This window comes from Mycobacterium sp. MUNTM1, from assembly GCF_054660795.1.
The window spans coordinates 48766-72876 of the sequence record NZ_BAAGDE010000028.1 but is presented as its reverse complement, the minus strand read 5'-3'; the positions used below and the strand labels follow the sequence as shown (position 1 = coordinate 72876).

25 protein-coding genes are annotated in these 24111 nt (G+C 62.9%); 9 read left to right on the top strand and 16 right to left on the bottom strand.

Translation table 11 applies throughout. The annotated features are described in order from the left end of the window. Positions 1-836: hypothetical protein (locus ACYQ8K_RS17230; RefSeq protein ID WP_459970796.1), on the top strand; the 836-nt coding region annotated here is incomplete at its 5' end. Positions 837-1005: 169 nt separating this feature from the next. Here ACYQ8K_RS17230 and ACYQ8K_RS17225 read toward each other — a convergent pair. Both ACYQ8K_RS17225 and ACYQ8K_RS17220 read right to left on the bottom strand, forming a co-directional pair. Beyond that, complete coding sequence (locus ACYQ8K_RS17225) at positions 1006-1287, bottom strand: hypothetical protein (RefSeq protein WP_459970794.1); 282 nt, start codon at positions 1285-1287, stop codon at positions 1006-1008. Between the two features lie 199 nt (positions 1288-1486). After that, a complete protein-coding gene (locus ACYQ8K_RS17220; RefSeq protein WP_459970792.1) occupies positions 1487-2146 on the bottom strand; it encodes a hypothetical protein in 660 nt (219 codons plus the stop codon). 306 nt (positions 2147-2452) lie between these two features. Here ACYQ8K_RS17220 and ACYQ8K_RS17215 point away from each other — a divergent pair, with 306 nt between their 5' ends. After that, the gene (locus tag ACYQ8K_RS17215; RefSeq protein WP_459970790.1) at positions 2453-3130 is read left to right on the top strand and encodes a Crp/Fnr family transcriptional regulator; all 678 of its coding nucleotides are present in this window, start codon (positions 2453-2455) and stop codon (positions 3128-3130) included. A 24-nt stretch (positions 3131-3154) separates the two neighbouring features. Here the strand turns inward: ACYQ8K_RS17215 and ACYQ8K_RS17210 are convergent, their stop codons facing one another. After that, positions 3155-3391, bottom strand: coding sequence for a hypothetical protein (locus tag ACYQ8K_RS17210; protein ID WP_459970788.1), 237 nt, complete (start codon positions 3389-3391; stop codon positions 3155-3157). Positions 3392-3781: 390 nt separating this feature from the next. After that, the gene (locus tag ACYQ8K_RS17205; protein WP_459970786.1) at positions 3782-4765 is read right to left on the bottom strand and encodes an abortive infection family protein; all 984 of its coding nucleotides are present in this window, start codon (positions 4763-4765) and stop codon (positions 3782-3784) included. Positions 4766-5209: 444 nt separating this feature from the next. Here ACYQ8K_RS17205 and ACYQ8K_RS17200 point away from each other — a divergent pair, with 444 nt between their 5' ends. Continuing rightward, a complete protein-coding gene (locus ACYQ8K_RS17200) occupies positions 5210-5863 on the top strand; it encodes an FMN-binding negative transcriptional regulator (protein ID WP_459970784.1) in 654 nt (217 codons plus the stop codon). 30 nt (positions 5864-5893) lie between these two features. Here ACYQ8K_RS17200 and ACYQ8K_RS17195 read toward each other — a convergent pair whose 3' ends face one another. Both ACYQ8K_RS17195 and ACYQ8K_RS17190 read right to left on the bottom strand, forming a co-directional pair. Next, a complete protein-coding gene (locus tag ACYQ8K_RS17195; protein WP_459970782.1) occupies positions 5894-6541 on the bottom strand; it encodes a class I SAM-dependent methyltransferase in 648 nt (215 codons plus the stop codon). Positions 6542-6592: 51 nt separating this feature from the next. Then, complete coding sequence (locus ACYQ8K_RS17190; RefSeq protein ID WP_459970781.1) at positions 6593-7399, bottom strand: MerR family transcriptional regulator; 807 nt, start codon at positions 7397-7399, stop codon at positions 6593-6595. A 117-nt stretch (positions 7400-7516) separates the two neighbouring features. Between ACYQ8K_RS17190 and ACYQ8K_RS17185 the strand changes: the two genes are divergently transcribed. Further along, positions 7517-7966 (top strand): GNAT family N-acetyltransferase, encoded by a 450-nt coding sequence (locus ACYQ8K_RS17185; protein WP_459970779.1) that lies wholly within the window; start codon positions 7517-7519, stop codon positions 7964-7966. 376 nt (positions 7967-8342) lie between these two features. Here ACYQ8K_RS17185 and ACYQ8K_RS17180 read toward each other — a convergent pair whose 3' ends face one another. After that, a complete protein-coding gene (locus ACYQ8K_RS17180) occupies positions 8343-8654 on the bottom strand; it encodes a DUF3349 domain-containing protein (protein ID WP_459970777.1) in 312 nt (103 codons plus the stop codon). 101 nt (positions 8655-8755) lie between these two features. Continuing rightward, positions 8756-9421: a cysteine hydrolase family protein gene (locus tag ACYQ8K_RS17175; protein WP_459970775.1), complete on the bottom strand. Its 666-nt coding sequence runs from the start codon at positions 9419-9421 to the stop codon at positions 8756-8758. 236 nt (positions 9422-9657) lie between these two features. On the opposite strand from ACYQ8K_RS17175, the gene ACYQ8K_RS17170 reads away from it, so the two are divergent. After that, entirely contained in the window at positions 9658-10302 is a 645-nt protein-coding gene (locus tag ACYQ8K_RS17170; protein ID WP_459970773.1) for a pyridoxine/pyridoxamine 5'-phosphate oxidase, read from the top strand. Positions 10303-10613: 311 nt separating this feature from the next. Here the strand turns inward: ACYQ8K_RS17170 and ACYQ8K_RS17165 are convergent, their stop codons facing one another. The 6 genes from ACYQ8K_RS17165 to ACYQ8K_RS17140 form a co-directional block, all read right to left on the bottom strand. Further along, positions 10614-11117 carry an SET domain-containing protein gene (locus ACYQ8K_RS17165; protein ID WP_459970771.1) on the bottom strand — a complete coding sequence of 168 codons (504 nt, stop codon included), beginning with the start codon at positions 11115-11117 and terminating at the stop codon, positions 10614-10616. A gap of 376 nt (positions 11118-11493) precedes the next feature. Further along, a complete protein-coding gene (locus ACYQ8K_RS17160) occupies positions 11494-12030 on the bottom strand; it encodes a TetR/AcrR family transcriptional regulator (RefSeq protein ID WP_459970769.1) in 537 nt (178 codons plus the stop codon). Next, the gene (locus tag ACYQ8K_RS17155; protein ID WP_459970767.1) at positions 12027-13226 is read right to left on the bottom strand and encodes an oxygenase MpaB family protein; all 1200 of its coding nucleotides are present in this window, start codon (positions 13224-13226) and stop codon (positions 12027-12029) included. Before ACYQ8K_RS17155 ends, ACYQ8K_RS17160 begins: the two co-directional genes overlap by 4 nt. 242 nt (positions 13227-13468) lie before the next feature. After that, a complete protein-coding gene (locus ACYQ8K_RS17150; RefSeq protein WP_459970765.1) occupies positions 13469-14854 on the bottom strand; it encodes a pyridoxal phosphate-dependent decarboxylase family protein in 1386 nt (461 codons plus the stop codon). Positions 14855-14859: 5 nt separating this feature from the next. Continuing rightward, entirely contained in the window at positions 14860-15504 is a 645-nt protein-coding gene (locus tag ACYQ8K_RS17145) for a class I SAM-dependent DNA methyltransferase (protein ID WP_459970763.1), read from the bottom strand. After that, positions 15494-16108, bottom strand: a complete 615-nt coding sequence (locus ACYQ8K_RS17140; RefSeq protein ID WP_459970761.1) for a TetR/AcrR family transcriptional regulator — start codon at positions 16106-16108, stop codon at positions 15494-15496. The genes ACYQ8K_RS17145 and ACYQ8K_RS17140 overlap by 11 nt, the downstream gene beginning before the upstream one ends. Positions 16109-16183: 75 nt before the next feature. Between ACYQ8K_RS17140 and ACYQ8K_RS17135 the strand changes: the two genes are divergently transcribed. From ACYQ8K_RS17135 to ACYQ8K_RS17125, 3 genes are all read left to right on the top strand, one after another. Further along, the gene (locus tag ACYQ8K_RS17135) at positions 16184-17599 is read left to right on the top strand and encodes an ABC1 kinase family protein (protein WP_459970760.1); all 1416 of its coding nucleotides are present in this window, start codon (positions 16184-16186) and stop codon (positions 17597-17599) included. Between the two features lie 91 nt (positions 17600-17690). Next, positions 17691-19103, top strand: coding sequence for an ABC1 kinase family protein (locus tag ACYQ8K_RS17130; protein ID WP_459970798.1), 1413 nt, complete (start codon positions 17691-17693; stop codon positions 19101-19103). Then, positions 19090-20286, top strand: coding sequence for a cytochrome P450 (locus ACYQ8K_RS17125; protein WP_459970758.1), 1197 nt, complete (start codon positions 19090-19092; stop codon positions 20284-20286). Before ACYQ8K_RS17130 ends, ACYQ8K_RS17125 begins: the two co-directional genes overlap by 14 nt. Positions 20287-20793: 507 nt before the next feature. Here ACYQ8K_RS17125 and ACYQ8K_RS17120 read toward each other — a convergent pair. Together ACYQ8K_RS17120 and ACYQ8K_RS17115 are read right to left on the bottom strand one after the other, a co-directional pair. Then, a complete protein-coding gene (locus ACYQ8K_RS17120; protein ID WP_459970756.1) occupies positions 20794-21717 on the bottom strand; it encodes an HAD hydrolase family protein in 924 nt (307 codons plus the stop codon). After that, positions 21714-22601, bottom strand: coding sequence for a class I SAM-dependent methyltransferase (locus tag ACYQ8K_RS17115; RefSeq protein WP_459970754.1), 888 nt, complete (start codon positions 22599-22601; stop codon positions 21714-21716). Before ACYQ8K_RS17115 ends, ACYQ8K_RS17120 begins: the two co-directional genes overlap by 4 nt. 95 nt (positions 22602-22696) lie before the next feature. Between ACYQ8K_RS17115 and ACYQ8K_RS17110 the strand changes: the two genes are divergently transcribed. Then, the gene (locus tag ACYQ8K_RS17110; protein ID WP_459970752.1) at positions 22697-24103 is read left to right on the top strand and encodes an FAD-binding oxidoreductase; all 1407 of its coding nucleotides are present in this window, start codon (positions 22697-22699) and stop codon (positions 24101-24103) included. Positions 24104-24111: the final 8 nt, after the last annotated feature.

The following is a 24111-nucleotide window of genomic DNA, read 5'->3' as shown; positions in this document are numbered from 1 at the left end:
TGCCGGTGCCCCGCCACGCCCCCGACCACTTCGAACACCTACCCCCCGAAGCCCGTCTCACCATCAACTACACCGCGTCGATGATCACCCAAATGCGTGAAATCCCTTGGATACCATCGCTTGTCGTTGCGATTCTCAATGACGGAGCTATCGATGCGATCGTTATCGCGACCGGCGATGACTTGTCGATCCTGCCTGCAGATCTTCTGATTCCCTCGAAAGCGGTTCTGCTGCTGCAGCGTTTCCATCTGGGCGACGAATTCCGGGCGCGGTGGGCGGGAAATGCCGACACCATGACGAAACTGTTGGCGGCCATCGACAATCATCCCCAGTTGAATCGGTCGATGATCAGACACGCGTGCGCTTTCACCCGCAAGGATGAAATCCGGGATCCCGGAGTGCCTTTCACCCCGATGTCGATGGATGCGGCGTGGGCCATCCGCCACCTTTACACCCCGCCGCCGAAGCAATACACCTGCCCCGCCTACACAATGCGCGCCGAAACGTTCACGGCGGCCGAGATCGACTACATCCTGGACACAGCTGTCACGACATGGAGATTGCCCACTGCGCGGTTGAACCGGCCAGGACAAGCGCACCTCGAATCAGCGTCCATGTTCGCCTCACGCTGGTCAGAAACCGGTGAAGCCGTCCTTACCAGCCGACCACGACACTACGATTCGCGGATCGCCGGCTATTTGTACGCGGCCACGCGTGAAGCCCTGAACAGCGATGACCTGGAACGGGCCTCATGGTATGCGCAGTTCCTGCGCTACCAAACATTGCCTACTGCGAGACAAGCCTCACCGCAAGGGAATTCATTGGTCCTCGCATAGGTGGGTGTGCCTGATTTGCAGGGTAAGGGGTATCCAGGCGCCGGCGTGGTGGCGTCAACCGCGCTCAGGCAACGTTTGGTCGACTCTGCATCAAGACCCAAGCAGTAGCACTTCGCATAAACGGAAGATATCAACCGTCTAACGCGACTGTCATGTGAAGCAGCGCTACTTAGCCCCGTCGCCGACGTCGTTCAGCATCAAGGTCGACCAGCCTGCCGTGATTGTCGATGATGGCGGCGATTCGGTCGGCGATGCCGCGGATCACGTCATCGCTGACGTACGGCTTGGCGGCTTGGCGGTCGATACGCATTCGCGCGGCCACCGCGTCAAGGTAGTCGGAAATATCCTGGCGCGCAGTGAGTTCGCTGATAGATAGGCCGTGGTCGGCCAATAGCCGAACGAGCAGCCCGGCGCGGTCGTTAAGCCAGGGCGAGCGGCGCGCCTTCGTCATGGGCGTGGCCGCAATTGTTCGCGTAGTGCGGCGATGAGGCGCTCGACGCTGTAGTTCCAGGCCCAGTAGCTAACGCGTGCCGCTACCGATGCGGCCAGCTCAGGCAGCTGGATCAACCTTGCCGCACCGGCGTTCGTCGCGATCTTGGCACGGTTGCCGGCTCGCGGGGCGACACGTTCGTCTTCTGTGTTGCCGCCTCTCAATTTTTGGCGCCTGTTTTGGGGTGGGCGATGGTTAGGGCGAGTTGCAGGTAGTGGTTGGTGTCAGCTGGGTTGTCCCAGTTGCCGCCGCCAGCGTCGGTGAGTCCGCGGGCGAGGGTGATGACGGCGTTGGCGATCATGTCGAGGTTTTCGGGGTCGGCGCCTTCGGTGCCGGCGAAGTGTTCGGCGATGGTGCGACTTTGGTCTGGCGTCGGAGGGATCGGGTTAGCTTGGGCCCTGGTGGGGGGTGTGTCGGGGCCGATGCGTCTCATTGGTATTTCGGCGTCGCGGATGACGTCGACGACGAAGGACTGTCCGTCGCGGTGTTCGATGATGGATCCCCACCGCGAATAGGCAGTTTGCTTGCTTACGTTGACGCGTTCACCGATCTGGGTCCAGGTGGCGCCCTCGCGCCGGGCGCCGGCGACCGCGTTGCGTAGGTACTGCTCGGAGGCATTGTGGATGTCGTTGAGCACCGTGAGAACGTCAAGGGTGTATTCGCGGGCGGTGGCGTGGGGGGCTTCTTTGGCGCGGCGGTGCAGGTAGCCCACCACCAGATGTGCGAGCCAGTTTGTGTCGGCGGGGGACAGGTTGCGGCCAACGTCGTTTGCGGCATCGCCTAAAGGGGACCGGGGAACGGCATAGCCGTCGTCAGACATGCTGCCGAAGATACCATATCGTCTGTAACCCAGGACAGATGTCCGAAATCAAGGACGTTCGTGTCGGGCCGGCTGCTCTTGCTACAGCGCAGTGGTCGACGGTCTGGCCGCTGAACGATCCTGGCCAAGGTTATTGGGTGCTGCCGAGATGAGCGTTCCCAGCGCCCTGGCCAGCGGCCGGGACGTCGCGAGGGTTAGATCGGCTAACATTCCACGCGAACAGCACGCAGGCGGCGCCTGAGCAAACGTGCTTGTGAGGTGGGGAGGTGGGGTGGTCCACACCCGTGGTTCGCGAGAGGTACTGCCGTGCAAGATGTTCTAATTCGATCCGGAATCCTGCACGGTGTTGCTCCTGATGCCGTTGCGGCGTTGATTGCTGACCTTCAGCAAGTGTCGTTTCCCCCTAGGCGCACCGTGTTCGCCGAGGGTGAGTCGGGTGACGACTTGTACATCGTGCTGGCCGGCAAAGTAATGATCCGCCGCAAGACGCTTGATGGCCGTGAATCCGTGATCGCGGTGCTGGGCCCCAGCGACATGTTCGGCGAACTCGCATTGTTCGACCCGGGCCCGAGAACCTCAACTGTGAGCACGCTGACGGAGGTCCACGCAGTGAGGATGGATCGCCGCGCGCTTCGCGCCTGGATTTCCGCCTATCCCGACATCGCGCAACAGCTGCTGCGAGTTCTGGCGCGTCGACTACGCCGCACCAACGACGCGCTGTGCGACTTGATCTTTACCGACGTTCCCGGCCGGGTGGCTAAACAACTGCTCGATCTGGCTAAACGATTCGGCGCAAGCAATGAAGGGACTATCGCTGTCGATCTCGGTCTCACTCAGGAAGAGCTCGCGCAACTCGTTGGATCGTCGCGCGAAACGGTCAACAAAGTACTCTCGGATTTCACCCAGCGAGGTTGGATCCGCCAAGAAGGTAAGACTCTTTTCATCATTGACCCTGGCAAACTTGCCCATCGCGCCCGAAAGTGATGTGGGCCCGTGGGAGATGTGGATTCACGCATACTTGCGAGCGATGGTTCCGAGCTCGTCGGCGAGTTCGCGGGAAACGGCGAGGAGTGTTCCCTGAAGTTCGGGAACGTCGCCTTGGGTAGACGTTGCGGTCCGCGCGGTCGTGATGTCGGAGCGGATGAGTTCGATTGTGGCCCGATCGTCCGGCGTGAGATCGAATGCGGCGACAGTCCGGAGCAGGGCTTGAACCAGTGCAATGGTAGGTGAGTCGGGGTCTTGCATTCGGCCATGATAGTCGGGCCGGATCAGGTTTTGTCTGAAGAATTGATGCTAAAACTGCTGGCGCGACACCGAATTCACTGTGCCTTCAAACTCTGGTCTGATGTTGTGGTTGGGGTGGAAGGTGCGACGTTGTCGCCCTCGCAAGTGAGAAGGGCACTCGCATTGATGCCGCGATGATGGGAGCATCGACTGTCGGCAGTGACGTCGGAACGCACGTCTACCCAAGCGAAGTATGGGCGTGTGGGCTACCTGCAGTCCATCCACCGTGGATGTAGCTGATCACTTGAGGAGTTCAGGGTTCGAGACGCTAGCACTCCTCCTGTCACGATCGCTATCAGAGCAACTGTTGCAGTCCACGTTGCATCTTCGCGGGAAGGCGGATTGCGTGTCTCAAAACGGCGGCGGTTCCCAAGTGAACAGCTCGGTGATGCGTGACCATTTGGCGCGTGCGGGAGGGTCGAACTTTGCCGCGAGCTTCTTGACGTCGGTCCAGAACCGTTGGTCGTCCAGGTTTCCGGTACCGCGTTGCTCGCTGCCCAGCATGACCAGAAGCCTGTCGAGCTCGGCTTGCTGGTCCGGGGCGGGTGCGATGATGTCTGGCACGAGTTCGATCGCCCAACGGGCGGTTCGGACGTTGCCGTTTTCATCAAAAAACAGCGCGTTCACCAAACCACGCCGGTAAGGCATTGGCCATTCATCGAGTGAGTCGGAGTTCGCGCATGCACGAACTCCCTCTCGCTGGACCAGCACCGTGTCGCGCATGGCGCGGATACCGACCGCATTTCCCAATCTCTGCTGAATCGGCGTGTCGAGAGCCGCGATGTTGGCTGCCTGCAGGCGCGCTGCGAGGATTCCCGTGTAGAAATGCACGCCGGCAAGCAAGTCACTAATCAAAGTCGTTGGCTGCCCGAGGATTAGCGGTGCCAGGCGGCCCAATGCCCAACGGACCCAGAGCATGGTTCCCGCCACGGCGACAGCTGCCATTTCAGTTTCGACGTGCGGCTCGCGAGCCCGGCCGTGACCCGATCCATGTGAGTTGCGTATATCGCCGACGCGTATGACGATTTTCATCGCACCCTGCACCAGCGCACGCAAATGCGTGTCGTTACTGAGGTCCTGCCCCGGCTGACGATGCAGGACTTCGTGCGCTGATTTGATCAGGTCTGGGAAACTGCTGTTCGACAGGGCGACCTGGCCACGCTCAGTGATAACAACGCGGGCAACCGATTCGGCAAGTTCTTTGGCGCGCCCCAATACAAGTGCTCTGTCAGCTGTGCGCGTGGCGTCGCGCAGTCTGTTCCGGTGGGCCAGGATCGTCGTCCACGCATCCTGATCAATGCCGACAGGCTTTGCTAGGTCCAAATCATCGGCCACCAAAAGCTCCTCGCTGCCTCGGAGATCGTAGTTGCTGCTGTGCCCGGGCTACAGCACCAGCGCACTGCATCCCAGAGCGGCGACCACCCGCCCCAGATTTGCGTACTTGCTCTGGTGCGGGTCATGGCGGGACGAGTTCTCGCAGGTCGACATGTGCGCTTACCTTCGATCAGGAGCTTCATACGGATCGTGATCCGGATCCGCGGTGTCGCGTCCCACACTAAGACGATTCCGAGTCTCCGATCTCCGCTCATGGATGTTCGTCCGATCCGGCCCAGCGCTGGATCCTCACGACGTGTCGGCACTCTCTAGGGTCAGCCCGTTGAGGCGTCGTTCGGATGTGTCAGAACGCGGGCGTGCGTCACCGCCGTAGCGGCTGCCACAGCTTGCTCCCCAGGGGTGGTTACCCTTGGAGGCCAAGGAGTTTGCGCAGGAGGGTGCGAAATGTATGTTCCCGTTCACTTCGCGGCTGGCGATGCCGTTATTGACGAGCTGCTGGACGGGCATGGTGCTGCGGACCTGGTGACGGTCACCACGCAGGGGCTTGTCGCGACCATGCTGCCGTTCATCTACGTACCCGGTGACGGCACGCGGGGCGCGCTGCATGGTCACGTTGCGCGCAACAATCCTCAGTGGAAGCTCGCGCCCACGGGAGACGCAATGATTATCGTCCACGGGCCTGACGCCTACATATCCCCGTCCTGGTATCCGTCGAAGGCCGAGCATGGCCGGGTTGTGCCTACCTGGAATTACGTGATTGCACACATCTATGGGCAGCTCGTTGTGCATGACGACCCTGAGTGGGTCCAAGATGTGGTGCACCGCCTGACCGTCAAGCACGAAGCAGACACCATCCATCCATGGTCCGTCGAGGATGCGCCGCCGGAGTTCATCGCGGGGCAACTGCGCGCCATCGTGGGTATCGAGTTGGTGATCAGCCGGATCGAGGCCAAGGCCAAGCTGAGCCAGAATCGGCCGGCGGCCGATATTGATGGCGTGATCGGTGGGCTGCGCTCGCGCGGCGACGATTGCAGCGCCGACGCTGTAGCACGGGTTCGGCCTGACGCCTCGACACGCTCACGCCCAGCGAAGCCATGATGGCGCAGTAGTGGGTGTCCTCGGTGGCAATTACTTTCGGGCGATGAGGTAGGCGTGTCTAGTTGATTCGAATCCGTCGTTGTCAGGTTCGCGGGCGAGTTCGGCATACCGGTGCAGGCCCGCCCGTTTGAGTCGGCCAGCAATGTCGTCGGGTTGCCGGCGGAAAAACGTCAGTTCGACCTGTTGGTCGAATGCCTGGTGCACGGTTCGGGGCTGGTCTCCGACCTGAAATGCCAGCAGTAGCAGACCGTCGGGGATCAGGATGCGAGAAAACTCGTCGAATACATCATCAAGGTGCGGGTCGGGGAAGTGAATGATCGAATACCATGCACAGACCCCGCCAACGCAGGCGTCAGGAACGTCAAGACATGTCATGGAGCCAACCTGAAACCCTAGATCCGGATTGAGACGTCGAGCCTGGTCAATCATATTGGTTGACAAGTCAATTCCGCATGCCTCAACGCCATGGCCGCACAAGATCTGGGTAGTCGCCCCAGTCCCGCAGCCGACGTCGACAACACGCTTGTTCTGCGTCATCATCACCAACGTGGCAAATGCCTTGAGCACGGCAAGATCTAGCGGCTTGTCATCGAGGTGACAGTGGAAACGCTGAGCGTACGACGCGGCCGTCCGGTCGTACCCGTCGCGCGTCGTCGTCAGGAAATTGGGCTCGTCCACAGTCCGCATTGTCCCTTGACCCGACGGTACGCGACTAGCACCAGCCTCCCATTACTGCAGCGGTGAGTGGAAGTACCAGAGCTGGCCTTCCAGGTCCCGGGCGCCCCATTCCCGAACACCGTAGGGCTGATCTACAGGCTCCTCGATAACCTGCGCGCCCGCCGCTACGCAGCGGCGGTAGTGAGCATCGACGTCATCGACGTTGATCACGGTCATGCCGGTGGCAGCACCTACTGCCTTGGGCGACTGGTAGTCCGTCGCGGGCGGGTGCAGCCAGATCACATGGCTGCCCGCGCTGACTTCCGCGTGGAAGTACCGGTTCTGATCGTCGCGTTGCAGCGGTCCTGGGGTCAGCCCGAACACGCGCACCAAGTAGTCATGCGCGGCGGGCAAATCGTCGTAAACGAGCAGGGCCGTAGTGCCATGAACGGTGGACTCCAACATGGTCATCTCCTCAATGGTTGCGAACAATTCACCTGCGGTCGGCAGGTCGACATCGTTGAGTGCGTTGGACATTCGCGACAAGCGGGCCGCCAGATCGGCTGCCAGCGCGGCCCTGCGGCGGGTGTCCTCCAGATGCCGCTGCATCGTCTGTCTGATCTGCCACTGCGGGTCGTCGAGAACATCGGCAACCTGCTCCAGCGAGAATCCCAGCCGCCGCAGCACGCATATCCGGTACAGCCGGGCGACATCGGTGCCGTCATAGAGTCGGTGACCTGACCCCGACCGCCGCGACGGCACCAGCAGGCCGATGTGGTCGTAGTGATGCAATGCCCGCACCGTCAGTCCGGTCAACTCCGCAAGAGCACCGACCTTCCACACCTGATCGGCTGCCCCCGCACGTTCGAAACCACCCACAAATCAGAACGTTAGAACCTCACCTAGCGTCAGGATCAACCCCTGCACACGGGCCAGGGTCAAACGGCGGCCGAAATCTAGTAGCGCGGCCGGATGCCTTGTCGGAATACTGACCGCATGACACAGATCCCGCGCGATTATGCCGGCATCGAGTTTTGCGCCAACGTGGAGCGCGTGGATCGCGACTGGCTCTGGCGCGAACTGAGCGAAAACGCCTACTGGGCCAAATACCGAAGCCGCGGCATGTTCGACCAACAACTTGATTCTGCCTGGCGCGTGGTCGGAGCCTACGACACGGTTAACGGCCAGATGGTGGGTTTTGCACGCGCGATCTCCGACAGTGTGTCCCTGGCCTATCTGGCCGATGTGTACGTCGATCGCCAAGCGCGCGGCCGTGGCATCGGCACCGGGATTCTGCGCCTCATGATCGACGGTGGCCCCGGTCGGGACTTCCGATGGATGCTGCACACTAGCGACGCACATAGCCTCTACGCCGAATTTGGTTTCACCGCACCGGACTTCACGTTCATGCAGCGTGACTTGCGCCTACAGCATGCGCGTGCCTGAAACAGGTTGCCCACACGACACCCACGGACGAGCAGATGGTGCAACCGCTAGCCTTCGTTGAAGGCCCAGTCCACTTTTAGATCCCACAGCAGGTGTTTTCCGAGAACCACCCGCTTCATGGGAGCGCGATCTGGAGTTCGGTTCGAGTTGCAACAACCGATTACGGATCATGCGAGTGAATCGGCCATCCAGCCTCAGCGAGGACAGTTCGATCGTGCCCAAATTGCTGCTCAGAGCTTCACGGATCCGTGCAGTATCCAGGCGCGTCTCCTGCATAACACTGCACAGTAACGCCATCGATGCGCCCAAGAAGCTGCGTTTCGCCCCGCGCCTCCCGCCGGAGCCGCTGCAGGAACAGGCTCAAGCTCGGCGTAACTTATGCGCCCAGTGGTGGGAATTGGTCGCTAATGGGCCAACCGCGTTCTCCGAGGTACTTCCTGACGCGTTCGACCTCAACGGGTGAGGGCATCTGATCGGTGATCTTGGTGATCATGACCCGGATATCGGTTGCCTGGATGGGGAGGTCGCCGTGCTCGATGAGCACAGTGGCGACCTGTATCACCTCGTCGTCCGACAGGCGCCGGCGCAGCAGTGCCAACAACGCAAAGGTGTCAGTCGCCGGAACTCCCTGAGGGTAACCGGCTCGCAGAAAACTCACGATCTTGGCGAGAACACCGGAAACAGGCATCGACACCCCCTTGCGCGGCTGTAGCCATCGGCACCTTCGCGCACCGGCCTTAATGACCAGCCAACCACAGTCGATGGCCGCGGTGTGCAGTGCTGCCGACCTCATTGCTGTGCGGCTCTGCCGCATGCTGCCTTGGGGAGATGCGCGATCACCGAGTCGGTGAGGCGCAGGGTCACGCCGATGCTGATCATCTCGGCGCGGCCGCGTTCGTAGAGCCCGGACACCGCGTCCTCGACGAGCACGATCCGGTAGTCACGCTCACTGGCTTCGTAAACGGTTGCGCGGGGGCAGTTCGGGTAGTTGCATCCGGCGACCACCACGGTATCGACGTGATTGGCGTGCAGATGGTCGTCGAGGATGGTGCCGAAGAAGGCGCCCCACCGGGGCTTGTAGAGGACGATCTCGCGATCGCCAAGCCGCTGAGGTCGCCCCGAGAGCAGCAGCTCGTCGTCGAATTGGGTGTCCGGCTCGGGCGTGAGGCCGGGGGCCAGCAGCCGTCCGGGCGTGCCTGGACGCAGCATCGGGGTGGTGCCGCTGACAAGGTCTTTGCGTACCAGCTCGGCGTTGCTTCCATCGGCCAGGTAGAGCCGCACGATATGCACGATCGGCAAATTAGCGTCGCGAAATGCCTGACACAGCCTGGCGATCCGGGGCACGGCAGTCGACGTCCCCGAGATCTCCAGCGCTCCGCCATCGAGGGTGTCGGCTTGAACATCGACGGTCACCAGGGCTACAGAATCGAAGTGCGGCTCGACGAAGGAAGGCATGCTCATAGCATAGGTACGCGCTTCAGCACCGTTCCGATGCTACTCAGGTGCCAGGATGCGGGTGCCCCGCAGTTCGAGACATTCCCGAAAGTCGTTGCGCTCGCGTACTTTATGGGTGCCGTTGAATGGACTGGCCGCCGCTGGGCGGCCGATATCGTTGTCGCGAGCGATTTGCCTGAAACCAACGGCCCGCGGCGCGCAACACCGATCGCCGCGACAGCCGGTATCGTCGTCGCGTGCGTGAATTCCTCCGCTCATTGCCCGTCTTTGCCGGCGTCATTCCGGACTTCGATACCAGCGCTCTCCCTGACGAGCCAGTGGAGCTGTTTGCGCAGTGGCTTCGCGACGCAGTCGATGAAGGCGTTGTGGAACCGCACGTGATGACCTTGTCAACGAGCGATGAAACCGGCGCCCCAGATGCCCGCGTGCTGATCCTCAAGGACCTCGACGAACACGGTTGGTGGTTCGCCACCAACTCCGAAAGCGCCAAAGGCGTCCAGCTAGCAACCCAGCCTAAAGCCGCACTCACCTTCTACTGGCCCACGGTGGCTCGACAAATCCGGGTACGCGGCTCGGTGGTCACCGGTCCCGTCCAACTCAGCGCGGCAGATTTCCGATCACGGTCCACCGGTGCGCGCGCCGTTGCCTTGGCCAGCAAGGAAAGCCAGCCACTCGTCAACCAAGCAGCCTGTGCAGAAGCCGTGGCCGAGGCGGAGCGTCAACTTGTCGCCGATCCCACTCTGGTCGCGCCGTCATGGCAGGTCTATGCGCTCGTCGCCAACACCGTCGAGTTTTGGCAAGCCGACAAGGACCGGATGCACATGCGGGTCCAATACCGGTGTCGCGACGAACTTTGGACCCGTACTCTACTCTGGCCGTGATGCGACCATAGACTGCCTCACCGATTGCATCGCTGTTGGCCCGGCGTGCAGAAGTCCGCGGCTCATGGGTCACGGGAAAGCCCGCCGAGTTGGCGATGAACATCGCTTGTGCGCTTCTGAATGCTGCGCATCCTCCCTGCGCGCCTCGGACATGCTGACGATCTCGGATGCAGGGTCACATCGGTGAACTTCGAATAGCGCACGATTCTAATGCGTGCACTCGACCGGCAGAGTGAGTGGAATTGCAGTGAAATCGCTTATGCACCACAGCAGTTCATGTGTATTGCAATGTAGCTGAGATGGAGACACGATCATGACTCATTGATCTTGCGCTGCAGATACCAGGAGAAGTAGCCACCGTATCGGTGCTGCAGATCGGGCTTGCGCCAGTCGTGCCCGTCAATCACGCCGCGGCACCTGGCGCTGCCACAGTTGCATTCCATCTGGCCGTCGTAGTCGTCGAATAAGGCGTAATCGGTGGTGAGTTCCTCGCCGGCGGCGACATCGCGCATCGCCACCAGCACGATGTTGCCAGCGAAACCTACGTTTGGCTCACAAGAATGGTTGATGAACAGCATCACCGGTTCGTATTCGTCCGGCGAAAACGCCACGAGGTGGAGCTCGTCGGCGATTTGAATCTCAGAGTTCGGCAGTGGGTCGGGAAGTTCCTCCAGCTGCGACGTCGTCGCGATGTGCCCGCCCTTCACCGCGACGATCTCACCAGCGCGGATCGGCACGACCGCGAACAGCCCGCGCCCGGCAATGTCGCTGCGCACACCCTTGCATGCTTTCGGACTGATCCAGGACGACACCATGCCGTTTCTTCTCTCTCGTCCCGACGTCGCGACTACGTTCGCACTCGGTAGGCAGGCGACCTTGGAGGCCTAAAGTATGCCGGAAGATATCGACGTTACTGAAGCCGGCAGGGTGCGCCGGTAAGTGCGACGTGCACATCACGAACCCACGCATCCTGCCTGTCGGCTCCGACGACGACTGGCTACCGCTGTCGACAGCATTGCCTGACAGAGTTGCCACGCAGTCGACCGATCGCCGTGTTACCAGCGACCTCCCACCGAGACCGCTGTGTGTGAGCGACACCGGCAAAGTCCCTGGGCAGCATTCGCAGCTGGACCTACGAAGGGCCGACAACTCCATGTTGCCGTCGGCACATGTGCATATGAGGGGGCAAGGTCACCTGGGGCTTAGGAGCTGGGGCACAACCTGTTTGGCGAATGCTCTCACCGCCTTGGGATTGTCGAAATCCATCGTTACGCTCGCTGTGGTGATGGTCGAGAGAATCAGCCGGGCAATCGCCTCGGCAGCGACACGTCCGCGTGACTTCGACAGCACTGCGCGTTGGGTCACCAGATAGCGTTCCAGTTCGGCTACCGCCGGCCCGATCACAGTGTCGGGATCGGTCATGAGGATTTCAGGGATGTAGCGCGCGGCTCGTCCGGTGGTCACCAAATGGCAGAAGACAGCTATCACCGCTTGATCCACCGGCCGCTCCGCGCGGTCGGCTGCGGTCAGCATGGCGGCCGTCCGCCCGGAGTATCGGGCCAAAGCGGTCTTGACGATGGGGTCTCGGTTGTCGAAGTTGCGGTATAGCCAGGCTCGCGAGATTCCGGCGGCTTCGGCGATCTGCGCCATCGATGTCGCCGCAATTCCCTGATCGGCAAAGAGTTTGATAGCAGCCTCGACGATCTGCTCGCGTGCCTCTGCCGTCATGACGTGGCCAGCACCGCTTCCCGCGGGTGCACGGAGCGCGGTGCGGCATCGATGAGAGTCAGCGCGCGCGTGACCGCGTTGCGTTGCCCCTCCGCGATCCGGTAGTCCGACCCCAGTTTCCCGGATTTGCGTAGTCGCTCGCGGCGAGCTACCACGGGACGCAGGGCGCGCGCTACCGGGTGATCGACTTTCTCGGGATCGTCAGCATGCTCCTCGATTTGGTTGACGATGGTGTTGGAGATGCCCCAGATGACATAGGAGATGGCGGGACGTAACAGCGGAGCCGCGGCAGGCCGCGCGAGGCGCGGTAGGGCGCGCTCAGCTCGAATTCCGTTGCGCATCACCGCTTTGTCGAGGACACGCGTGTCGTGGTCGGCTGGTGCGAAGATGGCGTTGGCCAGCTGCGTGACGAGGCCGGCGTTCTCGATCGTGAAGGGCAGCAGGTCGTCGGGTATCCCCATCAGGTATCCGATCCAGCACCACAGCGCCCGAACGGCGTCGGATTCGTCGTCGGTGAATTCGACCCCTACCATCTTCAGTGCCGCGAGTGGGAGGACCAGAAACGCGGAATTGGTCACCGCCATGCCCGCCAGGTGAATTGGCGCGCCCCATGCTGTGGTGTTCCACCGTGGGTCGGTGCGTAGCCGCCGCCGCACCATGGCGTGCACCAGCCGAATCTTGACCGTTGCGGCGAATCCGTTGCCACCTGGGATCAGGGCGCCCGGTTCCGTCGCGTCGAGAACCCAGCGACCCGTTTCCTCATACCGGCGAGCGGCCATCACCGTGGAATGACCATTCATCGCCTGCGGCTTGTTCAAGTCGCCGTACTTGTAGCCGATACGCAACGCGCCTGTGAGGCCGATTTGATTGGACAACCAAAAGCGCCACCACAGGGCCGCACCCCAGCGCACCTGTGCGGCATCGAACCACGAGGGAGGCCTCAGCAACGGCTCAAGCATCGGCTCCAGGCTGACTGGCGCACCCCTCACCGACGGCCTGGCCAGTGCCAACGCCTCGTCGAACCTTCGCCACCCCACCGGTCCCTTCCCCGCTAGCTCCTCGGCAACCGCATCAACAAGAACATCGGTCCGGAACATGTTGTCCACGAACACGTCAACGGCGTTGTCCGGGAACTGCTCCCGGGCCGCGGCAATCCGTGCAGCGCGTCCAGCATCATCCGTAATCTGGAGGACCACGAGCACCAGAGTAGACATCCAAGCCAAACGTGTCTACATCCCAAATTGTCGCAGTCTGTGTTCAAACTCTTACAAGCCATACCTGCCGGCCGCCCCAACACCAGATGGACCCAGTAGACGCCGTCCCAGTGAGCCCGCATCAAGTTGGCTTACGCAAGACGCTATGCACGGTGGACGCCCTGAGCGCACGGACGATCAGCAGCGCCGCCAACGACGAAGACGACGATCCATAACAAGTCGCCTCATGGTGACGAAATAGCCTGTGCGGCGCGCACAATGGCATCGGCTGAGCGGTCCACGTCGTCGTCTGTAGTCGCCCAATTGCAAAACGGCACCCGCAACACGTATCGGCCGTGCCAGGTTGTGCCGCCAAGCCAACAGGTTCCGTCGCGCTGGATGGCGGCCTGTGCGTCGCGGTTGGCGTCGTCTCCGCCCGGCAGCCGCAAGAGGACCTGGCCGAGTACGACGTCGTTGAGCACCGTCGCGCCGGGAATCGCGGCCAGGCGCTCGGCCATGCGTCGGGCTTGCGCGCAGTTGCGTTCGATCAGTTCGGCGATACCGGCGCGGCCCAGCGATCGGATAGCCGCATAGACGGGTAGGGCACGGGCGCGCCGCGAGCACTCCGGCACATAGTTGGTGCTATCGCGCTGGCCGTCATCTACCAGGAGGTAGGGGGCCGCGAGCCTCATTGCGGCGACGTGCATTTCAGGGTCGGCGACGATGGCCATCCCGCAGTCGTAGGGCACGTTGAGCCACTTGTGGGCGTCGACGGCCCAGGAGTCCGCCCACTCGATACCGCGGGTTAGGTGTCGGGTGGCTGGTGCCGCGGCGGCCCACAGGCCGAACGCGCCGTCGATATGCAGCCACGCGTTATGGGTGGCGCACGCGTCGGCGATCGGCTCGAAGGCGTCGAACGCGCCGCTGGCGGCGTTCCCGGCTTGGGCGCACACGATCGTCGGCCCGTCGCCTTCGGCCAGCGCGTCGCGGAGCGCGTCGGGTTTTATCCGGCCCTGATCGTCAGCAGCGACGCGGATGGCCGTGTTGGCGCCCAACCCCAGCAGGCGCAGGGTGGTGTAGACGGTGACGTGGGCCTGCTCACCGCACAGGATGCGGACCCGCGGCGCACCGATGAGCCCGTCATTTTCGACGTCCCAGCCGGCGCGGGCCAGTACCGCGTGACGGGCGGCCGCCAAACACGTCGTGTTGGCGCCTTGACCACCGGTGACAAAGCCGACGCTGGCCGTGGCCGGCAGCCCAAGCAGGTCCAGGATCCACGCCGAGGTGACCTCTTCGATGGCGGCGGCCGCCGGCGAGTGCGAATGAAAGTCGGCGCACTGATCCCATGCCGAGACCAGCCAGTCGGCTGCCAGCGCCGCGGGAAGGGCACCGCCGGTGACGAACCCGAAGTAGCGCGGTCCGGCGCTGGCGACCAGACCGGGGTCAGCACCAGCCACCAGTGCATCGACGACCGCTCTCGGGTCTTCGCCCTGCTCAGGAACCGGCCCGCCCAACGCTTCACGCACGCCGGCCGCATCCACGCGGGCGGCCACCGGGCGCTCATCAAGGGTGTCGAGGAACGCCTGTGCGTGCTGCGCGGCGGTGGTGAGACCAGCAGTGCGATCGGCCATGGCAATTACTTTCGGGCAATGATGTAGGCGTGTGCGGTTGATTCGAATCCGTCGTTGTCTGGTTGGCGGACGAGATCAGCGTATGGGTGTAGGCCCGCCCGTTCGAGTCGACGAGCGACATCGTCGGGTTGCCGGCGGGAAAACGTGAGTTCGACCTGGTGGTTGAACGCTTCGTGCAATATCCGGGGTTGGTCTCCGATCTGGAAGGCCAGCAGGAGTATGCCGCCGGGGATCAGGATGCGAGCAAGCTCGTGGAATACGTTATTGAGGTGTTCGTCGGGGATGTGAATGATCGAATACCACGCGCAGACACCGCCAACGCTGGCGTCTTGGGCGTCGAGGTCTGTCATGGAGCCGACCTGGAAACTCAGATCCGGATTGAGACGCAGGGCCTGGTCGATCATCTTGGGTGACAGGTCAATTCCGTATGCGTCAACTCCGTGGCTGCACAGGATTTGGGTAGTCGCCCCGGTGCCGCAGCCGACGTCGACCACGTGCTTGTTGTGCGTCATCGCCACCAACGTGGCGAATGCGTGGAGCATGGCAAGGTCCAACGGCTTGTCATCGAGGTGGCGGTGGAAGCGCTGAGCGTAGGGCTCGGCGATCCGGTCATATCCGGCGCGAGTCGTCGCCAAGAAATCATGTGTCATGTGGTTGTGAGAGTGATCGGATTCGGTCGGTGAAGACTGCGGTCCACTCGGAGAGGTACTGATCGTCGGGGATGTGGGCCTCAGGTTGGTGGAAGAGGGTGGTCGCGATGCGGGTTCCGAGGATGCTGTTGATTCCTAGTGCGGCTAGCACTTTGTGTTGATGTTTCGTGAGGTTGGGCGCCCAGGTGGTGATCCAGTCGGCGAGTTCGGCGTTGAGTCCGTCGATGAGGGCGGCGTAGGCGGTGTCGAGGCGGGTTGATTGGCCGGCTGGTGTGCGGGCGGCGATTTGCAGCAGCTGGATCTCCTCGTCGATGACGCTGAGTAGGTAGCGACCTAGGACGGTGAGTTCGGCGTGCAGGTCGCCGAGCCCGGCGAACAGTGCGCGGATGTCGCGCATGGCGTGGCGGCGGTCGAGCTGGCGATCGATCCCGGCGTCGAGCAAGGCGTCCTTGGATTTGAAGTGGCGATACAGGGCGCCCGAGCCGGCGGCCAAGCCCGCCGCGGCTTCGATTTGGGAGACGCTGGTGGCTTCAAATCCCTTGGCGCTAAAGAGTCGCATCGCTTCGGTGACCAGCCGTTCCCGTGTCGACACCGGTGCAGTCATTGACCTCTCCAAAGTGATCACTTACATTTGGCAAGAGCTTACTACACATGGCGTGTCTCGTGGGAGGACTATCAGATGGCGGAGCGCGACCAACCCGTGCCGCAGGGGCGGATCCGGCGCACCATGCCGCTGGCGGGCTTCGCTGCCCGCGCTGCAGGAGGCCGGTTGGTCGCTGGTTTGCGAGAGCGCACCGGTGATGACGGCGCGGTTGGGCGGTTTCACGAGCGCACCGCTGAGCGCTATACCGAACTATTGGGGCACTCCAAGGGTGTGTTGATGAAAGCCGGCCAGATCTTGTCGATGGTCGATGCCCGCGCACTCGGGACCGGCGGGTTCTGGCCCTATCAGAAGGCGCTGGTCCGACTCCAGGCTGATGCACCACCCATGCACCCGAGGCTCGTTCGCGATGTCCTCGATGCCGAACTAGGCTGCGCGGTGAAGCAGTTCGACCAGTTCGCCGAGAAACCAATGGCAGCAGCATCAATCGGCCAGGTACACCGTGCCGTCCTGCGCGACGGTCGCCAGGTTGCGGTGAAAATCCAGTATCCCGGTGTGGCCCAAGCGATCCGCGATGACCTCGCTAATACCGAGCTGCTGGCGACGTTTCTGCGCTTCATCAACTCAGCGTCGGGCATCAAGGTTGATGTTCGCCCGGTGGCGCGTGAGGCAGCAGCGCGGATCTCCGAAGAGGTGGACTATCGTCACGAGGCGGCGATCATCGCGATGTTCGCTGATCTGTACCGGGGCCACCCGTTCATCCGCGTTCCCGACGTCGTTCCCGAAGCCTCCACGGATCAGATCCTGACGATGACCTACCTCGATGGAATGGACTGGGCGGCAGCACAAGAGGCCGACCAAGACCTCAAAAACACCTGGGCCGAAGCCATCCTGCGCTTCAGCCACAGCAACTTCCGGCACGCCAACCTGCTGCACGTCGACCCGCACCCTGGCAACTACCGCTTCAACAGCGACGGAACTGTCGGATTCGTCGACTTCGGCTGCATGAAGGTCTTGCCCGAACCGATGCGCTGGCTCATGGTCGCCATGCAGCGCGCCGTCATCGACGGCCGCAAACACGACTACCGCACCCTGATGGCACAGGCCGGTTTCCTCGATCCCGACTCCGACCTGAGCGCTGACGAGCTCTATCAGTGGCAATCACAGATGTACTACGAGGCCATCACAGCACCACAGCCGGCCACCTACACACCCGAGACCATCGCTCGCACCGTTCGCGGCATATTCGGCCTGCGCGACGCCGACCATCCGATCAACCGCATGTACGCACCCGAGGACTACATGTTCGTGCCCCGCTTCCATCTCGTCGTCTTCAGCGTGTGCGCCGGTTTGGGCGCCACCATGCCGATCCGGGCCATCCACGAGGACATGGACGGGCTCGCCGAACCAGCCACTGAACTGGGCAAGCTGCACCACGCCTGGGTGCGTGAACGTGGCCTGCCCGGGGCCTTGGACCATCATGACCACCCCTAACAACCAACCGGCGCCCGCCCCCGACCTCACACCCAATATCAGCAACGTGCGGGCCCATCGTGACGGGTCGACCGCCACCAGCGAGGACACCATGAACTACGACGAGACTCCCATTCCGCGTGGGCGGATTCGCCGCGCCATGCCGCTGGCGGGCTTTACCGCCCGCGCCGCCGGGGGTCGGCTTGTCGCTGGTCTTCGGGAGAAGGCCGGTGATGACGGCGCGGTGGAGCGGTTTCACGAGCGCACCGCTGAGCGCTACACCGAGCTACTGGGCCATTCCAAGGGCGTGTTGATGAAAGCGGGCCAAATCCTGTCGATGGTCGACGCCCGCGCAGTGGGCACCGGCGGATACTGGCCCTACCAAAAAGCCCTGGCACGCCTGCAGGCTGACGCGCCGCCCATGCACCCCACTCTTGTGCGCAAAGTCCTCAGCGACGAACTAGGCTCTGCTGTCCAGCATTTCGTCGAGTTCGCCGATGAGCCGATGGCCGCGGCGTCGGTGGGGCAGGTACACCGCGGCGTGCTGCGCGACGGCCGCCACGTTGTGGTGAAAATCCAGTATCCCGGGGTCGCCCAAGCAATCCGCGATGATTTGGCCAACACCGAGCTACTGGCGACGTTCCTGCGGTTCGTCACGGCGGCATCAGGGATCAAGCTCGATGTCCGAACTCTTGCGCGAGAGGCCGCAGCGCGTATTGGCGAGGAGATCGACTACCGCCACGAAGCGGCCACCATCACCACGTTCAGCGAGCTCTACCGCGGTCACCCCTTCATCCGCATCCCCCAGGTCATCCGGGAAGCCTCCAGCGACCAAGTATTGACGATGACCTACCTCGATGGCATGGACTACCGAGCAGCACAACAGGCCGATCAGGATCTGAAAAACACGTGGGCCGAGGTCACCTCACGGTTCAACCTCGGCAACTACCGGCACGCCAACCTGCTGCACGCCGATCCGCATCCCGGTAACTACCGCTTCAACACCGACGGCAGCGTCGGCTTCCTCGACTTCGGTTGCGTCCAAATCCCGCCTGAAAAGCAACGCTGGCTGTGGGTGGCTTCGATGCGCGCTGCCGCCGAGGGGCGCACAGACGATTTCCGCGACCACATGATTCAGTTGGGAGCCATCACCGCCGAATCACCTTTGAGCACAGTCGATCTGCGGCGGTGGCTTGAGGAGACGAGTTACGAGGTCACCGCGCCGCAGCCGGTCACCTTCACACCCGACATCATCGCACGCACTGTCCGCGGATTCTTCGACATTCGTGACTCGGACCATTTCTTGGCGCAAATAACTGCTCCCCCTGAGTTGGTCTTCACATCTCGAATCACGCTCGCCTGCAATAGTGTCCTTACCGGCTTGCAGGCGACCCTTCCGATACGGGCGGTCCTCGATGACATGGACGGCGTCGCCCAACCCATCACTGAACTGGGCAAACTGCACCATGCCTGGGTGCGCGAGCGAGGCCTGCCCGGTGCCTTGGATCATCATGACCACCCCTGACGTTAGAGCCGGCGTGCGGCTGCCGTGGGATCCCGCCGACCCTTACCCGTTCTATGAGGCGTGTCGCCGCGGAGGCGATGTGGTGTGGGACAACACCGCCGCGACGTGGCTGATCCTGGGCTATCACCCGGCGCGACAGATCCTGGCGGGACCCGGCTGGACCAGCAACCCGCTGGCCAACCCCAACACCCCATCCGCCGTACGGGCAGCGGATCCAGACATCCTGCGCCGCAACATGTTATTCACCGACGGCGCCGATCACCAGCGACTGCGTGGCGCGGTCCGAGACTTCTTCACCCGCACTTTCATCGCCGGGCTGCGCGACGGCATCGCCACGCTCGCCGCGGATACGATCGACTCCATTCCCGCCGGAGCCGAGTTCGACTTTATGGCCGACATCGCCTTGCCCCTGCCGATCGCGGTCGCGGCCGCCTGGATGGGGCTCGACATCGCTGCAGCCCGGCTACTCCGCGAGGAGTCCGCCGCGATCACCCGGATGCTGGCCGACTCAACTGATGATGTCGCCGCCGAAGCCGGCACCGAGGCCCTCGCCGCGCTGCTCACCGAATTCCTTCCGTTGGCCGCCGATCGCCGCCGCTATCCCGGCGATGACCTGCTCAGCGTCATCGCCGCGGACACCGATCTCGAACTCGATGACGTCGTCAACACCGCCATCATCATCGCGATCGCCGGTCATGAAACCACCGCAAACCTGCTCGGCGCGACAATGATTCGCCTCCTCACGCCCTGGCCTGGCGGAGCCCGCCCCCTGGACACCATCACCACCATCGACGATGCGTTGATCACCGAGCTGCTGCGTCTTGATGGCCCTGTTCAAACCGTGGCGCGCACCGCCACCCAGGACCACGTTTTCAGCGACGTCAGTATTCGCGTCGGCGAACCCGCGCTGGTCGTGCTCGCCGCCGCCAACCGCGATCCCGCGGTCTTCAACAACCCCGACCAACTCCGCACCGACCGGTCCGGTCCGACGCCGCTGGCCTTCGGTCACGGGGTCCATTACTGCCTTGGAGCACCGTTGGCGCGGCTTGAGACCGCCGTAGCGCTTCAACAGATCCGGGCGCGCCGACCCATACTTTGTGGGAGTCCCACCTGGCGTGACAATCCCGCCATCCGCGGACCTCAGACACTGCCCTGCGTCTTCCTCGCCGCACCAGCGACCTGAATTTTTGGCAGCGCCACGCCAACGGAATCCGGTTGGTGCGTAGCAGATTTAGCGGCTTCACTTGGATGGTGTGTCTAACGGTCAGATGAAGGGGATCCGATTGCGCTGCTACACGGGCGGTCTCGAGGTATCACTCATCAGAACGTTCCATCGGGCGGTCGGAACCTTCCACAAATTCATCTTCGAGCTGTCACGATGACTCCCCTCGGGTCGGGCCGATCGCGGTGAGGACCTAGGACCATCAGTGATGGAGCCGAGCCGTTTCGAGTAGTATCTGCAATCCTTCTGGTATATAACGGATTTCATGTTCACCAGGTAATTGGCAATTGAACTTGACCCGCCCATCCGAAGATATTCCGGCGAACTCACCCGGCCGCGGCAATTACGTCGAGCAGATCGTCATGACCGCTGGTCCAACACTGCCAACAGCTCGTCGCGCTCGCCGCGATCATCTCGCGGCGCGGTGAAGGCGCATGGGTTCCTGCGCCGTTAAGGGGGAATGTGAAGTCATGTGTCGTTGAGCGAAGTTGACGCTGTGGGTGTGGAGCGGTCGGCCGGTATCGCTGACGGCGAACGCTCATCGCCGCGTTCTATCCACAGGTAGCGCAGGACTCCATCGTTATCGTTGGTTTCGACAATCTGGTCGGCTTGTGCGAGGACCGCAGGTTGGGCGTTGGCTGTCGCGATGGCGTGGTCGGCCACCTCGAACATGGGTAGGTCGTTGAGGTGGTCGCCGAAGACGGTCAGTGGAGCCTCGGTTAGCCCGAGATTGTCTCGTAGGCGCGCGACGGCACTGCCCTTCTGCGCGTCCGGATGGGCGACCTGCACTTCGGAGTAGCCGGGCACATAGCTGTTTACCGCGCTGGTCACCAGGGCGCAGTCGCCGAGCAGCAGACGAAGGCGGCTGACCAGCGTGCAGGCTTGTGAGTGCGGCAGGAACGTCGTTACCGTGGCGATCTGTTCGATGTCGACAACATCGGCAAGGTCATCGTGGTGCAAGCGAAGGCGGGGATCGCCGTACGCATGCTTTTCCGCGATGTACCAAGCATTGCCGGGATTGGCCTGTGCGCCAGGTGTGTAGTACATGTGGTCATCGACGCCGTCCCAGGTGGTCAGGATCGGTTCGATAGCGGCGTCCCGCAACGCTTGCACCGCGTCATCGGCGACCCCGGTGTCGAGCGTTCGCTGCTGGATATGGTGGCCGGAGTCCAGGTTGGTGATGAAGGCTCCGTTGAGCTCGATGATCGGCAGCGTCAGGCGGACTCCGGTAAGGAGTGCGCGGATGGCCGGGGCGCTTCGTGACGTCGCGACGGTGAATGCCAGCCCGGCATCAAGCAGCTGGTTGAGACCGTCCCGGGCGGTGGCGCTCAATGTCGCATCCGAACGCAGCAGTGTGCCGTCCAGATCGGAAACGTACAGCCGCGCAGTCACGGGCGGCGTTCGGCAGTGAGCACGCCCAGCCAGTCATCGGTGGAACACCACGGTTGTGCGTTTGGGGCGTATCGCTGGGCGAGCTCGGGGACTCGGGCGTGGTCTCGGACGGAAAAACCGACCGCCTTGAGTGCGTCGGTGAGTTCGGTCAATGATAAGGCGGTACGCCAGGGTTCGCCGCGGCGGCGTACCAGGCGCTCGGTGCGGCGTGCACCGACGAGTGGGTGTGTGCCGGTGACGATCTCGGGGTCACCAAAGTCTGTGACGAGGAGACTTCCCGGTGCGCAGATCGTGTTGAGATCGGCCAGAGTGCGATCAATCGCCGCTCGGGTGAGGTACACCGAGACACCGATCCACACGACGAGGCACGGTTGGGCCGGATCGAATCCCGCCTGGTGCAGACGCTGCGGCAGATGATCGCTTTCGAAATCGCACGAAACCCAGCGGACTCGTGCGTCCACAACGCGGCTCGCGCGGTCCAATAGTCGTCGCTTCTCCTGCTGGGTGGTCGGTGCGTCGACCTCGAAGAGGGTCGGCCCGGAATCCGTGATGGGCGTGCGCAGGCTGGTGGTATCGAACCCCGCGCCCAACAGGACGATCTGGTCGATACCCGCCGAGATCGCCTGCCGCAGAACGTCGTCGGTGTAGCGGACGCGCAACACAATGTAGGCATGTAACCCCGGCAGGTAGCCGTCGAGGGCGCGCAGCATCATGCGTGCAATGACCGGTCTGGCCAGCAGTGGTGCGTAACGGCCGGTGAACACCCTGGAGTCCGGGTCAAAGAGCAGGCGACGATCAGGCGGTTGCAGGGACTCCGCGGCCCGCTGGATCGCACACGTCTGTGCGGTCAGGCTGGCTGCTCGGTCCAATCGCCGACGAGGCATGACCTCAACCTATCGCGTGCCGACCAGAAACAGTCGCGGATCGTCTGGCGGGGCCTCCCCTCCGTCTGGTTCATAGGCGCCTACCCTCGATCAGCGTGACCGCAGTATCGGGGACTCAGACGACGAGCAGGGTGCTCAGTGGTTGGGGCCGACGAATCCGCTCGCGCGCCGACGTGCTCTCGACACCGGACGTCGAGGTCATCGCCGCCGCGGTGCGCCAGGCTGGCCCGCGGGGAGTGATCGCGCGGGGCCTAGGACGCAGTTACGGCGACCCCGCGCAAAACGGCGGGGGCCTGGTCATCGACATGACCCCGCTCAACCGCATCCACCGCATCGACCCGGACTCGGCGATCGTCGACGTCGACGCCGGCGTGAGCCTGGACGCCTTGATGCGAGCGGTCTTGCCGCACGGACTGTGGGCGCCCGTGCTGCCCGGGACCCGCCAAGTCACCATCGGCGGCGCGATCGCGGCCGACATCCACGGCAAAAACCACCACTCGCACGGCAGCTTCGGTAATCACGTCCTCTCCATGGACCTGCTCAAGGCCGACGGCACGATCACCACCCTGACACCCGAGGGACCGGATGCCGAATTGTTTTGGGCCACCGTGGCCGGCATGGGGCTAACCGGCATCGTGCTCCGCGCCCGGGTCCGGATGACACGCACCGAAACCGCCTACTTCATCGCCGACCACGACCGCACCCGCAACCTCGACGAGACCATGGAACTGCTCACCGGCGGCTCCGATGAAGGCTACGACTACTCGATGTCGGTGCCCGACACCATCTCCACCGGCACCCGGATGGGCCGGGCCGGATTCACCCGCGGATCACTGGCCACCCGCGAACAGCTCCCCCCACGACTACGCCGAGACCCGTTGCGGTTCACCGCACCTAAGCTGTTCACCGTGCCCGACATTTTCCCCAACGGATTGGTGAACGGGTTCACCTCCCGCATCGCCGCCGAGCTCGCCTACCATGTGTACCCCAAGCATGGCCGCGGCACCATTCAGAACATCACGCAGTTCTACCACCCACTGGATCTACTCGGAGAATGGAACCGCGCCTACGGACGAGAAGGCTTCATGCAGTACCAATTCTCCACACCGTTCGGCGCCGAACAGCAACTCGCCCACATCATCCGGGCAATCGCCGCGTCCGGGCACCGCTCCTTCCTCAACGTGTTCAAACGCATGGGCGCAAGTAATCGGGCGCCGCTATCGTGGCCACACCCCGGCTTCATGCTCAGCCTCGACTTCCCGATCAAACCCGGCATCGGGGCATTCCTCGACGGACTCGACGAGCGGGTGCTCGACGCTGGCGGCCGACTCTACTTCGCCAAAGACTCCCGCGCCAAAGCCCAGCACATCCCGAAAATGTATCCCCGCCTCGACGAATGGCGCACCGCCCGGAACAAAGCCGACCCCGGCGGCGTCTTTGTCTCCGACCTCGCACGACGACTCGAACTCGTCACCAGCCCCGAGCAACGACGGTGCCTCTAGGGTGTTGG

Bases quoted from the DNA above. Each gene is read 5' to 3' on its own strand.
- ACYQ8K_RS17135 (WP_459970760.1), top strand. From the start codon at position 16,184: ATGGCGGAGCGCGACCAACCCGTGCCGCAGGGGCGGATCCGGCGCACC.
- ACYQ8K_RS17225 (WP_459970794.1), bottom strand. From the start codon at position 1,287: ATGACGAAGGCGCGCCGCTCGCCCTGGCTTAACGACCGCGCCGGGCTG.
- ACYQ8K_RS17150 (WP_459970765.1), bottom strand. From the start codon at position 14,854: ATGGCCGATCGCACTGCTGGTCTCACCACCGCCGCGCAGCACGCACAG.
- ACYQ8K_RS17185 (WP_459970779.1), top strand. From the start codon at position 7,517: ATGACACAGATCCCGCGCGATTATGCCGGCATCGAGTTTTGCGCCAAC.
- ACYQ8K_RS17145 (WP_459970763.1), bottom strand. From the start codon at position 15,504: ATGACACATGATTTCTTGGCGACGACTCGCGCCGGATATGACCGGATC.
- ACYQ8K_RS17210 (WP_459970788.1), bottom strand. From the start codon at position 3,391: ATGCAAGACCCCGACTCACCTACCATTGCACTGGTTCAAGCCCTGCTC.
- ACYQ8K_RS17115 (WP_459970754.1), bottom strand. From the start codon at position 22,601: ATGCCTCGTCGGCGATTGGACCGAGCAGCCAGCCTGACCGCACAGACG.
- ACYQ8K_RS17165 (WP_459970771.1), bottom strand. From the start codon at position 11,117: ATGGTGTCGTCCTGGATCAGTCCGAAAGCATGCAAGGGTGTGCGCAGC.
- ACYQ8K_RS17200 (WP_459970784.1), top strand. From the start codon at position 5,210: ATGTATGTTCCCGTTCACTTCGCGGCTGGCGATGCCGTTATTGACGAG.
- ACYQ8K_RS17130 (WP_459970798.1), top strand. From the start codon at position 17,691: ATGAACTACGACGAGACTCCCATTCCGCGTGGGCGGATTCGCCGCGCC.
- ACYQ8K_RS17180 (WP_459970777.1), bottom strand. From the start codon at position 8,654: ATGCCTGTTTCCGGTGTTCTCGCCAAGATCGTGAGTTTTCTGCGAGCC.
- ACYQ8K_RS17175 (WP_459970775.1), bottom strand. From the start codon at position 9,421: ATGCCTTCCTTCGTCGAGCCGCACTTCGATTCTGTAGCCCTGGTGACC.
- ACYQ8K_RS17125 (WP_459970758.1), top strand. From the start codon at position 19,090: ATGACCACCCCTGACGTTAGAGCCGGCGTGCGGCTGCCGTGGGATCCC.
- ACYQ8K_RS17140 (WP_459970761.1), bottom strand. From the start codon at position 16,108: ATGACTGCACCGGTGTCGACACGGGAACGGCTGGTCACCGAAGCGATG.
- ACYQ8K_RS17160 (WP_459970769.1), bottom strand. From the start codon at position 12,030: ATGACGGCAGAGGCACGCGAGCAGATCGTCGAGGCTGCTATCAAACTC.
- ACYQ8K_RS17220 (WP_459970792.1), bottom strand. From the start codon at position 2,146: ATGTCTGACGACGGCTATGCCGTTCCCCGGTCCCCTTTAGGCGATGCC.